Genomic DNA, 13,558 nt, shown 5'->3' with positions numbered 1-13,558 from the left:
CTTGCTCCTTGTGGGTGAGGGGGTGGTTGGTGGTCAGGACGATAGATTTGTCCTGGATGTTCGACTAGACAGAACTTTCTGTACGTAGAGGTGCATAGAATTCATCAATGGAGAAAGATGACCTGCCCGACCTGCTGGCTTTCTGGGTCATCGCCCAAGAGCACAGCTTCCGCGGCGCGGCGCGGCGGCTGGGCATGTCGCCTTCGGCCTTGAGCCACACCATGCGGAGGCTGGAAAACCGATTGGGGGTGGCCTTGTTACTGCGCACCACGCGCAGCGTGGCCCCCACGCCAGCGGGGGTGCGTCTGCTCGACAGGCTGCAACCGGCCTTCGAGTCCATTGACGGCGGCTTGCTGGAACTGGCCGGGCAGAGCGAGCGTGTTGCCGGTCTCTTGCGCCTGAACGTCCACCGCTCCGCCGCGGAGTCGCTGATCCTGCCCAGGCTCGCGGCGCTGCAGCGAACCTATCCCGATCTGCGGGTGGAACTGCGCATCGACGACGGCACGAGCGACGTCGTCGCGAGCGGATGCGATGCCGGCGTGCGCAACGGGGAGTTGCTCGACAAGGACATGGTCGCCGTCCGCATCAGCGGCGACCAATCGAGCGTGGTCGTGGGCTCACCGGACTATCTGCGTGGCGCCCCCCCGTTGGCAACGCCCGAGGACCTTAAACACCACCGATGCATCGGCTATCGCTTCAATACCGCCGGCACGGTGCATCGCTGGCGCTTCGCGCAGTCGGGGCGCATGTTCGAGGTCGGCGTCCCTCATGCGCTGGTCGTGGACGATGTGCACGTCGCTCGCAGCGCGGCGCGTGAAGGCGTCGGCCTGTGCTATCTGCTGCGCGGCAGCGCGGCCGGCTTGCTGCAGTCGGGGGAACTCGTCGAGGTGCTGCCGGATTGGACTGTCGTGTATCCAGGCGATTACCTGTACTACCCAAGCCGACGCACGGTCACGCCGGCCTTGCGTGTGCTGGTCGAACACCTGCGCTACCGAGCGCCTGGCGCCGAGAAACTGGCTTGACGCAAGAGGGTCAGCGCAGGCCCAGGCCCTGGGTTTCAAGGACTGCACCAACCGCAGCTCGCATCTCACGCAAGAGCTGTCCAGCGGATCCATGCGTGACAGCAGCATTGAGCGCGCCGCTCTCTCGGTCGATGAACCCATCCTGGAAGCTGGAAAGTGCCAGACGGGCGTAAGTCGGCTCGAGCGAGGAGAAAGGCGTCGCCGCGGCCGATGCTGGCGCTCGTATCGGTCGCCCCGCCCCATTGCCCCCCCGCGCAGACAAGAGGACTCCGCGAACTCGGGCGACCCGACGTTCTCGGCCGCTAAGGCCATGAGCTCATTGCTGCTTTCATGCGGTCTCGCCAGATACCGCAGGTGCACGCTCCAAGTCCCAAGCCACCAGCAGCGGCCCGCGGCTAAGCCCGTGGTCTGCGCGGTTGCGTCATCAGCGGCACAAGCACCTGCAGGCATGCCTCGATGTGAGGAGAGACCGTTCCCTCAGGCAGAGGCGGCATCACGCCCAGCGCCATCTGGCGCAGCGGCTCAGCCACGGCCATGGCCAAGATGGCGGTGGCCAGCGCGGCGGGGTCGGGGGCCTGCAGAAGCCCTTTGCGAGACTGCTTCTCGAGCCAAGCGGCCAGCAGCATCTGCCCCCGCTCAATGCCATTGCGCTGATAGCTCTCCAGAATTTCCTGCTTCCCGGGGAACTCCGTGGTCAGCAGGCGAAACACGCGCACCGCGGTTTCAGACAGCACATGCCGGCAGACGTCTTCCAGGATCGCTCGAAGCGCCTGCAGGACATCATCGGCGTCCCGCGGCTCGATCTGCATGGACGGCGCATAGCCATCCGTCCACTGACGAACCGCCAGGCCGATCAGCTCCTGTCGGTTCGCCGCATGGCGATAGACCGTCTTCTTGGCCACGGCCGCCCGCTTGGCGATCGCCTCCATCGTGGCGGCTTCATAGCCGCCTTCCAGCAGCACGTCCATGGCGCTTTGCAAGAGCGCCTGCTTCGTCTCTTCCTCAGGTCGCGGCGGTCGTCCGCGCGGTCTCTTTACAGGTTCGGTCATAGGGGATTTCTGGGGTGTGCGACAGGCACGCACAAGATATTGGAAACGATGTGCGTTTCCAATATCATGCAAGCTCGCCATTCACGAAAGGAGCACATGATGTCCCAGTTCGCCAAGCCGTGGCTCGACCACACCCCGCTTCTCAACCCCGCGCCCATGGCCCTGGAGATGGGCGTGCAGCGTCTCGAAAACCGCAGCCTGCTGGTGGCGGTGCGCACCGACCTGCATGGCTGCAAGGGAAGGATGCTGGATTGGTGGTTCACGTTCTTCGAAACCACCCAGCACATCAAGTGGTGGCACCCCGTGGATCACGTCGAACACCGCGGATGGGATGCCAACTGGCAGCGAGGCAAGAGCTACCACGGTGCCAGCATCTCCGCGGTCGAATCCTTGGCGGAAATCCCGCCGGTCAGCGCCAAGCTCAAATTTCATGATCCTCGCGACGTCTTTTCTGCCCAGGTGGTGGAAGACGCCTTCGCCAGCCAGCAGGTGTCGGCCATTGTTGCGGCCCGGATTGGCTTCGGAGATCACGTGAAGCTGGACGCCAATGGCGACCCGATGAGCGGGCAAATGCTGCATGTCACCCGGGACACCCCGTTCGGCTGCGTGCTTCGCAGTCGTTTCGTGCTGGGCCTTGACGACGAACACGCGGAGCACGCACCCAGCGAAGCCCTGGGGCTGGCGCTGATGCGGCATTGCTACACCGAGTTCACCTTTCTCTCCCGTTTCTTGCCGTCGCTTTACTACGGGGAGAAGGCCAACGGCGAAGAGATTCCGCTGCCCTGGTGAAGTCGTCCCCGCGGATTCGACGGGCCGCTGCAAGGGCCAGGCGTATGTGTGGGCCAAGTTCAGCGCGCTGATGCGCCTTGACGCTGGATGAGTCCAACGACACGGCTTCGAGCCTGGTCCGCACGATTTGCGCCCGCGGCAACGGCCCGAAAGCCCGATCAAGAACGCCCGACCTGGCCCCGCGACTCATGTGTGTGCAGCGGGTGTGCCCGTTGCCGAATCGCTTGGGCCGGCCTCGCCATTTGCGGCCGTGCTCGGCCACGTACAGGATGACCTTGAGTGCCTGCAGAGGGTCCCGTGCCGGCCTGATGGGCTTCGCGCGCCGGGCCGACGCTTGACCCGTTGACAGACCCCGCTGGCCATGCCGGCGGCCGCGAGGCCGCAGGCTTTACTTCGAGGCGGACGAACTCACCCACCTGTCCAGGAAGTCAATGAAGGCGGGATCGGCGCCTGACATCCGTAGCAGAGGCAGCACGACATCAGCGCCGTGGCCGCTGTTCATGAAGAACACCGCGCCAGACCGCGTATCCGGCGAGAAGTAGGCAAAGGTGAAGGTCCCTTTGTCGGAACCCGTGTGCATCAGGTACCGGCGCCCCTCGATCAGGAATGATTCCCAGCCGAGACCAAAGCCAGCCTCGCTGGGACACGCGGTGGGTGGCAGGGCTTTGCAGAGTTCTGCGCGCCGGTCCGTGATCACGGTGCGCTGCAATTGCCTCAAGCGGCTGGGGCCGGCCTGCATCAGGGATTCGATGAAGATCGCGTAGTCCGTGGGGGTGGAAAACACGTCGTCGGATGCGATGGGCTGATCTCGGATGTCCGGTGGCATTGCCCGGCCTTGATCGTCATGCGGCAGCGCAACGCGGTCGGCAAACCAGGGTTGACGGGTGTAGCTCGTGTGCCGCATGCCCAGAGGCCCGAACACCAGGCGCTCGGCCCAGACATCCAGTCGTGTGGAGGTCTTGGCCTCGATGAAGCGCGCCAGGTACTCGAAGCCCTCGCCGGAGTACCCGAACGCGGCGCCCGGGGCTCGTTCAAACCGTAGCGCCCCCTGTCGCCAGTTCGGGAACCCGGTACGGTGGCTGAGGGCCAACGTCGGGGTCAGCTGGTCGGCCCTGGAATCCTGGCCGAGGTCAGGGTCACGCCAGGCCGCGGACATGTTCTCGTCGAGCGAGATGACGCCCTGGCCGGCCAGTTGCAGCGCCACCTCCGCCGTGAGCGGCTTGGCGAGGGACGCCACGTTGTACAGGGTCGCAACGGTGGCGGGCACGCCCTGACGGGCCTGCCCCACAGCGTGGGAGGCCACGAGGTGCCCATCGCGAAGCAGCGCCAGCGAGATGCTTTCCACCCGGTGTGTGCTGAGCAGCCCCTGGACGGCAGGCACATCCAGCCGCGCCGTCGTCGGTCCCACGCGCGCGGCCGGTCGATGACCGAAGCTCAGCGTGCGCGTGACGACCCAGCGATCGCCGCTGTGGCGCCACACCATGACGAAGTCGGCCTCTCCTTGGCAAGCCTCGCCGCGCATATCGCAGAACAGGTGTCGGCCTTCCGCGATCGCGCCGAATCCTTGGATGGGCACTACTTTCAGAGTGCCGGGCACCAGGCGGCGCGTGTATCGGCCGCAGGCGTACTTGGCCGTGCTCGCCAGCATGTCCGCGCGGGTCCAGGTGACGCCCGAGTTGTCGTGATAGAACTCCGTGTCCTCGCTGAAGAACTCGGCATGCGCCTGCAGTTGGACGGGGTCGGCGCAGCGGTTGAAAGCCTCGAACAGGGCGCTGTCGTTCGCTTCGATCTCGCGGGTCAACGCAGCCCGATCAGCGGGTGCCGACCCGGCGGCCAAGGAGGATGCGGCGCAGAGCCCGAGGCAAGCGGCTAGGTAGAGCGAAGTTGATCGCTTCATGGGTCCTCTCTGGACAAAGGTTCTGGGGTCACGTCGGCGACTCGGTGGCCGCGCCTGTTCCCGTCGACGGCCCGACCATGGTGTCGCAGGCGGGGCGTTCAGCGGCGACCTCAGCATGACATGCTGAGCGTCAAACAGACCGCGGCGGGAGACGGGCCGCAGCATCCGACGGCCAGCCTGCACCGAGTGCTGACAGACGGCACCCTGCCCCGGGGGTGTGCGGACGGTCGAAGGAGGTCTTCGCCTTGGCTGCACCAAGGCGGCCGAGGTCCCAGTGGCGTGGTCGCCTACCCTCCGGCCGTACCACTGAGGCGGAAATCCGGTTTGACGATTACTGGCTCTCGTGCTCGAAGCCGGTGGTGGCTCCCCTTCATTGCAGCGGACGTGCGCCAGCTTCGCTGGCTGGTCCGCTGAATTTGTTAGGCTTCGCAGGATGAACGTCGGTGACCTTTTCCCCGCTGAAGGCACGCATCGCAACATCTACTGCGACAAGTGCTCGACCCACCTTGAGTTAGGGTTTCTTGACTTTGAAGACGATGTTTCGGGCGTTCACATTCACATCGAGGGACTCCCGCAACTCCGCTGCCCGGCATGTCAGTCGACCTTCCTGCCCGATCGCTCTCGCTTTGCGCTTATCGAGACCCATCGACAAGCGCTGGAGAAGCGATCCTCAGCCGTCAATGTCGTTCGCAAGAAGACGAACCAAAACTTCGGGTTCACGGAGGTCCCGTTTTTGTACGACTCAGACGACTATCACTACATCCCTGGGTTGCGCCGAGAGTTTGATCCTGGATTTCTAACACCTGTCTTCTTCAACAAGGAAGCTTTGCTTAAGTACGACGCTCACCCGTCGTACCGCGTTGACTTCGCTTCACGCACGTACGGAACGATCCGCAAAGATGACTTTGACATCGCGTTTGGCATCAATCGAAATGGCCGATTGGTTATGTGGCTTGGAGATATCGCCACTCTTCCGGAAAGCGAACAGTTCTATCTAAGGTCTGAGAACATAGCCTCAGACCACTCCATCGGGTCTGAGTTTTACGATGGCCAGATCGAATGCATATTCACGGAGCGAACGCCTGAGGATAGGCTGTTCGAACAGCGATCTCGCTTTCTTGAAGCCTTCTTCGCCAAATTCGGCGTGAAAGCCGCCCACCTTGAGAAAGAGGTCCTTGACCTCGCCATCTCCATCCGGCGTCCTGTTGTGGACACGCCCGCTGAGCGACGACACATCGCAGACGCCTTGAACAAGGTCTACCTTGAGTCGCTCGACAACAAGGCGCTTGCCAAGGCACTCGATATGGTGGACCGCTCCCATGATGGCATTAGAAGCCTCAAACGCCTGGAGAGACTCCTTGAGAGCACCATGGCGTCGCCCGTGGAGGCCGCCACGACAGTAGCCCCCCTTTTTGTTCTCTACGATCTGCGGGTCGCCTACTCGCACTTGGGGTCAGTGGATGAACAGGCTCAGATCGTCACGAAAGTGATTGACAGGCTGGGCATCGCCGGAGAGTCTGCTGACCTGTTCACAATCTACGACGCGCTCGTCACCCAACTCAGGCAAGCGTTCGAGAAAATGGCCTCTGCCCTGCAGTGAAGCTTGCGGGAAAATTGGTCATAGTGAGTTGGTGGCCGCAGCGGGCTTGCACGGCAGCATCATTTGGCTGCCCAGCCGCCGCTCGCGGCTCAGCTACGTTAGGGCGCAAAGGAGGATCAGTGGGCTGCTGCCGGTTTGAAGGACTCCTTGGTAAGGTGGAAGTTCAAACCGGAGAAGGTTGATGAAGACGAGACGGCAGTTCAGCCAGGAATTCAAAGTCGAGGCGGGCAAGCTGGTGACCGAGCAGATCAGTCTCGACTGACTTTGTTTTTCAGCGACAGACTTAATTCCATTGAGTCAGTTGAGGCGCCGCCCCTCACTCCACCGTCACACTCTTCGCCAAATTGCGCGGCTTGTCGACATCGGTCCCACGCGCGCAGGCGGTGTGATAGGCCAGCAGCTGCAGCGGGATGACGTGCAGCAGCGGGCTCAACGCGCCGTAGTGCTCGGGCATGCGGATGACGTGCAGGCCAGGCTCGCTTTCGATCCGGGTGTCGCCGTCGGCGAAGACATAGAGCTCGCCACCGCGGGCGCGGACTTCCTGCATGTTGCTCTTGAGCTTCTCCAGCAACGCGTCGTTGGGCGCGACGGTGACCACGGGCATCTGCGCCGTCACCAGGGCCAGCGGGCCGTGCTTCAGCTCGCCGGCGGGGTAGGCCTCGGCGTGGATGTAGCTGATCTCCTTGAGCTTGAGCGCGCCTTCCAGTGCGATGGGGTAGTGCAGCCCGCGGCCCAGGAAGAGCGCGTTCTCCTTGCGCGCGAACTCCTCGCTCCAGGCGATGACCTGCGGCTCCAGCGCCAGCACGGCCTGCACGGCCACGGGCAGGTGGCGCAGGGCCTTCAGATGCTCGGCCTCCTGCGCGTCGTCCAGATGGCCACGGGTCTGCGCCAGCGCCAGGGTCAGCAGGAACAGGCCCACCAGCTGGGTGGTGAAGGCCTTGGTGGAGGCCACGCCGATCTCGGCGCCCGCTCGTGTGATGTAGGCCAGTTCGCACTCGCGCACCATGGCGCTGGTGGAGACGTTGCACACGGTCAGCGTTTGCTTCATGCCCAGCGAGCGGGCGTGCTTGAGCGCGGCCAGGGTGTCGGCGGTCTCGCCGCTCTGGCTGATGGTGACGACCAGGGTACGCGGGTTGGGCACGCTGTCGCGGTAACGGTATTCGCTGGCGATCTCGACGCTGGTGGGGATCTTGGCGATGCTCTCCAGCCAGTACTTGGCGGTGGAACCGGCGTAGTAGCTGGTGCCGCAGGCGAGGATGAGCACCGAGTCCACGTCCTTGAAGATGCGGTAGGCGCCGTCGCCAAAGAGTTCGGGGCTGATGCCGGTCACGGCGTCCAGCGTGTTGGCGATGGCCACGGGCTGCTCGAAGATTTCCTTCTGCATGTAGTGGCGGTAGGGGCCCAGTTCGGCCGCGCCGCTGTGGGCATGCACGGTGCGCACCTCGCGTTGCACGGTCTGGAAGCGGTCGCTGCCGGCCTCGCGCGCGGTGATCCAGTAGCGGCCCAGCTGCAGGTCCACCACGTCGCCCTCTTCCAGGTAGACGATCTGGTCGGTGACGCCGGCCAGCGCCATCGCGTCGGACGCGAGGAAGTGCGCGCCCTCGTGTTCATCGCGGCCCACGCCCAGCACCAGCGGCGAGCCCTCGCGGGCGCCGATCACGCGGTGGGGTTCGTCGCGGTGGAACACGGCGATGGCATAGGCGCCCTTCAGGCGCGCCACGGCCTGCTGCACGGCCTCCGGCAGGTCGCCGTGGTAGAGCTGGTCCACCAGGTGGGCGATGACTTCGGTGTCGGTCTGGCTGTGGAAGACGTAGCCGCGCGCCTTCAGCTCGGCTCGCAGTTCGTCGTGGTTCTCGATGATGCCGTTGTGCACCAGCGCCACGCGGCCGGGCTGGCCATGGGCCTGCTCGCCGGTGCCGTGCGAGAAGTGCGGATGCGCGTTGTGCACCGCCGGTGCGCCATGGGTGGCCCAGCGGGTGTGGGCGATGCCGGTGCCGGAGGCCACGCCGTCCTGGTCGGCCAGAGCCTGCAGTTCGGCCACGCGCGAGGTGCTGCGCGACCGGCGCAGCTGGCCGTCCTGGTGCACGGCCACCCCGCAGGAGTCATAGCCGCGGTACTCCAGCCGCTTCAGGCCTTCGATCAGGATGGGGACGATGTCCTTCTGGCTGACGGCGCCGACGATGCCACACATATGCAGGTCTCCTGGGGCTGTGCCCGGTGAATCACGAATGGCGGCATCCTAGGCAGGAGCATCAGAAAGAAGCTTTCGGAATTTATCAATCCATGAAATATCATTCCCCACCTCGAGCCGTGTGCATGAATATTTCAAAATCCATCAAATCATGAAATCAACCGTCAATCTGGACCCCATCGATTTGAGGGTGCTGGAGCTGCTGCAGCAGGACGCCTCGCTGTCCAACCAGGCGCTGGCGCAGCGCGCCCATGTCTCGCCCGCCACCGCGCTGCGCCGCGTGCGGCGGCTGGTGGACGAAGGGGTGATCGAGCGCCGCGTGGCCCTGCTGTCGGCGGACCGGCTGGGCGCCGGGCTGACGGCGCTGGTGGAGATCACACTGGACCGCCAGGGCGCCGAGCACCTGGACGCCTTCGAGGCGCTGGCGGTGGCGGCGCCGGAGGTGCAGCAGTGCTGGCGCGTGGCGCCGGGGCCGGACTTCGTGCTGGTGCTGCAGGTGCCCGACATGCCGGCCTACCAGGGGCTGGTGCAGCGCCTGTTCACGCAGCATGCCAACGTGCGCAACGTGAAGGCCTTCTTCAGCGTGAAGCGGGCCAAGTTCGACCCGCGCATCGCCCTGCCCGGCCGGCCCTAGCCCGCGGGGCGCCGGTAGCCGCCCGGCACGCCGCGCGGCGACATCACCCATTGCCACAGCTGGGTGTCGCGCACGCGGAAGGCCGCGGCGCAGCTGAGCAGGTAGTAGCGCCACATGCGGTGGAAGCGCTCGCCCAGGCGGTCGGCAAAGCGGGGCCACGCGGCCTCGAAGCGGGCATGCCAGGCCATCAGCGTGGGGTCGTAGTCGGCGCCGAAGTTGTGCAGATCCTCGACGACGAAGTGCGGCTCGCAGGCCCGGCCGATGCGCGCGATGCTGGGCAGCTCGCCGTTGGGGAAGATGTAGCGGTGGATCCAGGGGTCGGTGCCATGGGCGCTGTCGTTGCGGCCTATGGTGTGGAGCAGGAACAGCCCGTCGTCGGCCAGACAGCGGCGCACCACCGCCATGTAGTGGTCCATGTTCTTGTGGCCCACGTGCTCGAACATGCCCAGGCTGGCGACGCGGTCGAAGCGCTCGTCCAGCTCGCGATAGTCCTGCAGCCGGAATTCGACCGGCAGCCCGGCGCAGAGCTCGCGCCCGAGCTGGGCCTGCTCGGCCGAGATGGTCACGCCGACGCAGTGGGCGCCGTAGCGCTCGGCGGCAAAGCGCATCAGGCTGCCCCAGCCGCAGCCGATGTCCAGCAGCCGCATGCCGGGGCGCAGGTCCAGCTTGCGGCACACCAGGTCCAGCTTGCGTTCCTGCGCGGCGTCCAGGCCCGCCACGCCGGGCTCGATGCCCTCCCAGCAGGCACAGGTGTAGACCATGCGGGCGTCCAGCATCGCGGCGTAGAAGTCGTTGCCCAGGTCGTAGTGCTGCTCGCCCACCTGCCAGGCGCGACGGGGGTCCTGCAGGTTCACCAGGCGCGCGCGCGCCACATGCCACAGCAGCGAGACGGGCCGCGTGCGTTCGGCGATGCGGCTGCGGATCAACCGTTCGAACAACTGGTCCAGCCGCGCGGCGGACCACTGGCCATCCATGTAGCTTTCGCCAAAGGCCATGGAGCCGCCGGCCAGCCAGCGCGCTGGCACGCGCTCGTCGTGCAGTTGCAGGTCCCAGGGTCGCTCACCATCCAGGCGCACATCCGCCTGCGCGAACCAGTCGTTCACCAGTTCCCGCGCGCTGCCGGAGCGGCTGGAGCCCGGGCCAGGATGCCACTTCGCCAGATCGAAACCCATGGCGTTTCCTCCGACTTCGCGCCCCGGGTGCTTGCGCGCGGGGCGGCATCGCCAATGTGCCAACAATGGTGGGGAGGTGGCAAGGGTTGTGCCTGAGGGCGGGGGGGCTGAGTGGTGGGCTGGCTGCGCTGGCGGCGGACCGATCCCTGTGCGGGGCTCAGAGCCCGCCGGGTATGGCTCGACGCCACATCGGGCCTCATGCCGGGGGGCTCTCAACGCTGCGTGGCCGTATTTCGGGCCGAGCGCCGGGCCGCCCCAAGCCGGCCCATCGGGAGAGGAAGGCGGGGCACGCCCCGCCTTCCTCTCCGCCCCCGCGGGGGGCGGCCCAGCGTCCCCGCTGGGTCGGGGGCTCCAGCTGGGCCGGGGGCTCCATCTACCGCTTGAGGATGAGCAAGCCCTTCAGGTACTCGCCCTCGGGGAAGCAGATGGTCTGCGGGTGGTCGGGCGAGGCGCCGACGCGATCGAGGATGAAGCCGTCGACCTGGGCGTCCAGGCCGGCACCGGCGACGATCTTGTGGAAGAGCTCGGGGCCGACACCGCCCGAGCAGGAGAAGGTGAACAGCAGGCCGCCCGGCTTGAGCAGCTTGAGGCCCAGGCGGTTGATGTCCTTGTAGGCACGGGCGGCGCGCTCGGCATGGGCCGCGGTGGGCGCGAACTTGGGCGGGTCCAGCACGATGGCGTCGAAGCTGCGCCCTTCCTTGAGCATGTCACGCAGGGTCTGGTTCACGTCGGCATCCAGCGCCTGGTGGCGCTCGGCGTCGAAGCCGTTCAGCGCCACGTGTGCGGTGGCACGCGCCAGCGCGGGCGCCGAGGAGTCGACGCTGATCACCTGCTGCGCACCACCGGCCAGCGCGGCGACGGAGAAACCACCGGTGTAGCTGTAGCAGTTCAGCACCGACTGGCAGCCGTAGTGGCGCACCAGCTCGGCGAATTTCTTGCGGTTGTCGCGCTGGTCCAGGTAGTAGCCGGTCTTGTGACCCTCGGCCACGTCCAGGCTGAGCTTCCATTCGTGCTCGGCGATGGTGACGGCGGTGTTCCCGTCGCCACGGAGCCAGCCGGTGGCGGGCTCCAGGCCTTCGAGCTGGCGCACGCCGGAATCGGAGCGCTCGTACAGCCGCGTCAGGCCGGTGGCGGCCAGCAGCTGGTCGGCGATCAGAGACTTCCAGCGCTCGGTGCCGGCGGACAGGAACTGCGCCACCAGCGTGTCGTCGTAGCGGTCCACGATCAGACCCGGCAGGCCGTCGGCCTCGCCATGGATCAGGCGCTGGGCATTGGAAGCAATGGGCAGGCGCTGGCGCAAGGCCAGCGCGGCGGCGATGCGGCCGTGGAAGAAGGCCTCGTCGACGCGCTCGGCCTCGTCGAAGCTCCAGGCACGCACGCGGATCATGGAACTGGGGCTGAACGAGGCCCAGCACAGGAATCGGCCCTCGGCCGATTCCACGCGCACGGTTTCGCCCGGATCGGCCTTGCCCTTCTCGATCGAACCTTGGAACACCCAGGGGTGGCGGCGCAGCAGCGAGCGGTCCTTGCCCGCGCGGAGACGAATCACTTTCATCCCGCCATTGTCCGCGATGCCGGGTCCGCGAGGCCCATCCGCCACTCACGGCCGGCGCCGGGCCGCGCTCGCGACGGCTCCGGCCGACCGCTTACTGGCCCAGCGCGCCGAAGGCGTAGCCCAGGCTGAGGTTGACCATGGGCGTGCTGTGCTTCTCGCCGCCCAGCGCGCGCCACTGGCCGGCCCCCACGCGCACGCGCAGGCGGTCCGAGGCCGAACGGCCTTCCCACTGCAGCCAGGCCTCGGCCTGCGCCGCCGCGCCGCTGCCCACCGCGACGCCACCGCCGCCGGCCGCGCCGGCCAGCGCCTCGGCACCCACGCGCCAGCCCGACCAGCGCGGGCCCTGCAGGCCCAGGCCGAACATGCCGAAGGAGTAGGCCCCGGCCTTGCCGAAGGCCGCGCTGCCGGCCTGCGCCACGCCATAAAGCGGGCCGCCGAATTCGCGCGTCATGCCCAGCGCCAGGCCGGTCACGGACTCCTGGCTGCCGTCCTTGAACAGCATCTTGCGGAAGTGCGGCAGGCTCAGATACCACTGCTGCACCCTCACCTTGCCGGACTCCAGCGGCGGTTCGGACAGGCTGCGGCTGGCCGCCTCCAGCGGCAGCGCCAGCGACAGGCGCACCTGGCTGGATTCGTAATGGCCGCGCGGCGCCTTCATGAAGCCGGCGTCCAGACGCAGCGTCGGTCCCCAGGGGGTGATCCAGCGCAGCGTGGGGCCGGCGCGCAGCAGCCAGCCGCTGCCGGTGTCCAGGTCGCCGCCGCCGCCTAGGCCCACCGAAAGCTGGCCCCCGACGCGCACACGCTCGCTGAACAGCGGCCAGTCCTGGCCCGCGTTGGCGAGGATCTCCATGTAGCCATCGTGCCCGCCCTGGGCCGCGCCGGAGGCTTCGATGCCCCACCAGGAGGAGCCGTTGCCGAAGTACTGGCGCAGATCGGCGCCGGCCTTGCCCTTGCGACCACTCAGCACATCGCCAGCACGCGTGCGGCTGCGCGAAGCGCGCGGCTTCTCCAGGCCGGCGCTGAGCGCGATCTCGTCGAAGCCCATGCCGGTGCGGTCGCCCGCGCGCGCGGGGCGGCCAGACTCCGCTGGAGAGAAGCTCAGGAAGCGGTCCGTCCGGCCCAGGGTCAGGGCCCAGGTCGTGTCACGGATGTTGCCGCTGGGGAAGCGGACCTGGGCCACGCCCACGCCGGCATACCACTGGTTGAACTCGGTGCGCAGGCTCAGCTCGGGGCGGATCATGAAGCCGCCTCCCGGACGCACCTGCTCGGAGCTGACCCCACCACCGGCGCCGGCATAGAAGGAAGCCGCCAAATGCGTCTGCGCGCCCAGTCGCCAGCGCCGCTGCAGGTTGACCCCGGCGGTGAACAGGCCGCCATAGGACCCCTTGGCCACACCATAGACGGCCGGGCCCAGGCCCCAGTCCTCGTCCAGCGCCACCATGTAGCTGCCGCCCAGCATCGCGGCGCGGGCGCCATTGGGCAGTTTCAGCGGCGTCCAGTTCATCTCCAGCGCGGCGGGGCGCACATCGGTCGCGGTCGCGGTCGGGGTCGCGGGCGTGCTGCTGCCCTGGGCCTGGGCCAGGCCGGCGCCCAGCAAGGTGAGCAGGGTCAGAGGGGGAGTCAGGGGGCGGGTCAGGAGTCGCATCGGA

The 13,558-nt window shown here is 66.8% G+C and carries 10 protein-coding genes and 1 pseudogene; 4 read left to right on the top strand and 7 right to left on the bottom strand.

Annotated features, from left to right (window positions below):
- The first annotated feature begins 107 nt into the window (after positions 1-107).
- Positions 108-1,022, top strand: coding sequence for a LysR family transcriptional regulator (locus tag LZ017_RS06945; protein WP_241395877.1), 915 nt, complete (start codon positions 108-110; stop codon positions 1,020-1,022).
- A gap of 395 nt (positions 1,023-1,417) precedes the next feature.
- On the opposite strand, the gene LZ017_RS06940 is transcribed toward LZ017_RS06945, so the two are convergent.
- The gene (locus tag LZ017_RS06940; RefSeq protein WP_277604573.1) at positions 1,418-2,071 is read right to left on the bottom strand and encodes a TetR/AcrR family transcriptional regulator; all 654 of its coding nucleotides are present in this window, start codon (positions 2,069-2,071) and stop codon (positions 1,418-1,420) included.
- A gap of 96 nt (positions 2,072-2,167) precedes the next feature.
- On the opposite strand from LZ017_RS06940, the gene LZ017_RS06935 reads away from it, so the two are divergent.
- Entirely contained in the window at positions 2,168-2,860 is a 693-nt protein-coding gene (locus LZ017_RS06935; protein WP_374109891.1) for a DAPG hydrolase family protein, read from the top strand.
- 70 nt (positions 2,861-2,930) lie between these two features.
- Here LZ017_RS06935 and LZ017_RS06930 read toward each other — a convergent pair.
- Both LZ017_RS06930 and LZ017_RS06925 read right to left on the bottom strand, forming a co-directional pair.
- A pseudogene (locus LZ017_RS06930) lies at positions 2,931-3,131 on the bottom strand (transposase); the annotation flags it as partial.
- A 117-nt stretch (positions 3,132-3,248) separates the two neighbouring features.
- Entirely contained in the window at positions 3,249-4,661 is a 1,413-nt protein-coding gene (locus LZ017_RS06925) for a class A beta-lactamase-related serine hydrolase (protein ID WP_241395874.1), read from the bottom strand.
- Positions 4,662-5,190: 529 nt separating this feature from the next.
- Between LZ017_RS06925 and LZ017_RS06920 the strand changes: the two genes are divergently transcribed.
- Positions 5,191-6,357: a hypothetical protein gene (locus LZ017_RS06920; protein WP_241395873.1), complete on the top strand. Its 1,167-nt coding sequence runs from the start codon at positions 5,191-5,193 to the stop codon at positions 6,355-6,357.
- Positions 6,358-6,673: 316 nt separating this feature from the next.
- Here the strand turns inward: LZ017_RS06920 and glmS are convergent, their stop codons facing one another.
- On the bottom strand, positions 6,674-8,548 hold the full coding sequence (gene glmS, locus LZ017_RS06915; RefSeq protein WP_241395872.1) for a glutamine--fructose-6-phosphate transaminase (isomerizing): 1,875 nt from the start codon (positions 8,546-8,548) through the stop codon (positions 6,674-6,676).
- Between the two features lie 151 nt (positions 8,549-8,699).
- Here glmS and LZ017_RS06910 point away from each other — a divergent pair, with 151 nt between their 5' ends.
- Positions 8,700-9,182, top strand: a complete 483-nt coding sequence (locus LZ017_RS06910) for an Lrp/AsnC family transcriptional regulator (RefSeq protein WP_241395871.1) — start codon at positions 8,700-8,702, stop codon at positions 9,180-9,182.
- On the opposite strand, the gene cfa is transcribed toward LZ017_RS06910, so the two are convergent.
- The 3 genes from cfa to LZ017_RS06895 form a co-directional block, all read right to left on the bottom strand.
- A complete protein-coding gene (cfa, locus tag LZ017_RS06905) occupies positions 9,179-10,354 on the bottom strand; it encodes a cyclopropane fatty acyl phospholipid synthase (RefSeq protein ID WP_241395870.1) in 1,176 nt (391 codons plus the stop codon). The two genes, LZ017_RS06910 and cfa, sit on opposite strands and share 4 nt — an antisense overlap.
- A gap of 373 nt (positions 10,355-10,727) precedes the next feature.
- Entirely contained in the window at positions 10,728-11,909 is a 1,182-nt protein-coding gene (locus tag LZ017_RS06900) for a class I SAM-dependent rRNA methyltransferase (protein ID WP_241395869.1), read from the bottom strand.
- 91 nt (positions 11,910-12,000) lie between these two features.
- The gene (locus LZ017_RS06895) at positions 12,001-13,554 is read right to left on the bottom strand and encodes a hypothetical protein (RefSeq protein ID WP_241395868.1); all 1,554 of its coding nucleotides are present in this window, start codon (positions 13,552-13,554) and stop codon (positions 12,001-12,003) included.
- Positions 13,555-13,558: the final 4 nt, after the last annotated feature.

It is taken from the genome of Pelomonas sp. CA6, assembly GCF_022549225.1.
Taxonomy (GTDB): domain Bacteria; phylum Pseudomonadota; class Gammaproteobacteria; order Burkholderiales; family Burkholderiaceae_C; genus Roseateles.
The sequence above is the reverse complement of the archived record's forward strand: the minus strand, read 5'-3'. Positions and strand labels throughout refer to the sequence as shown.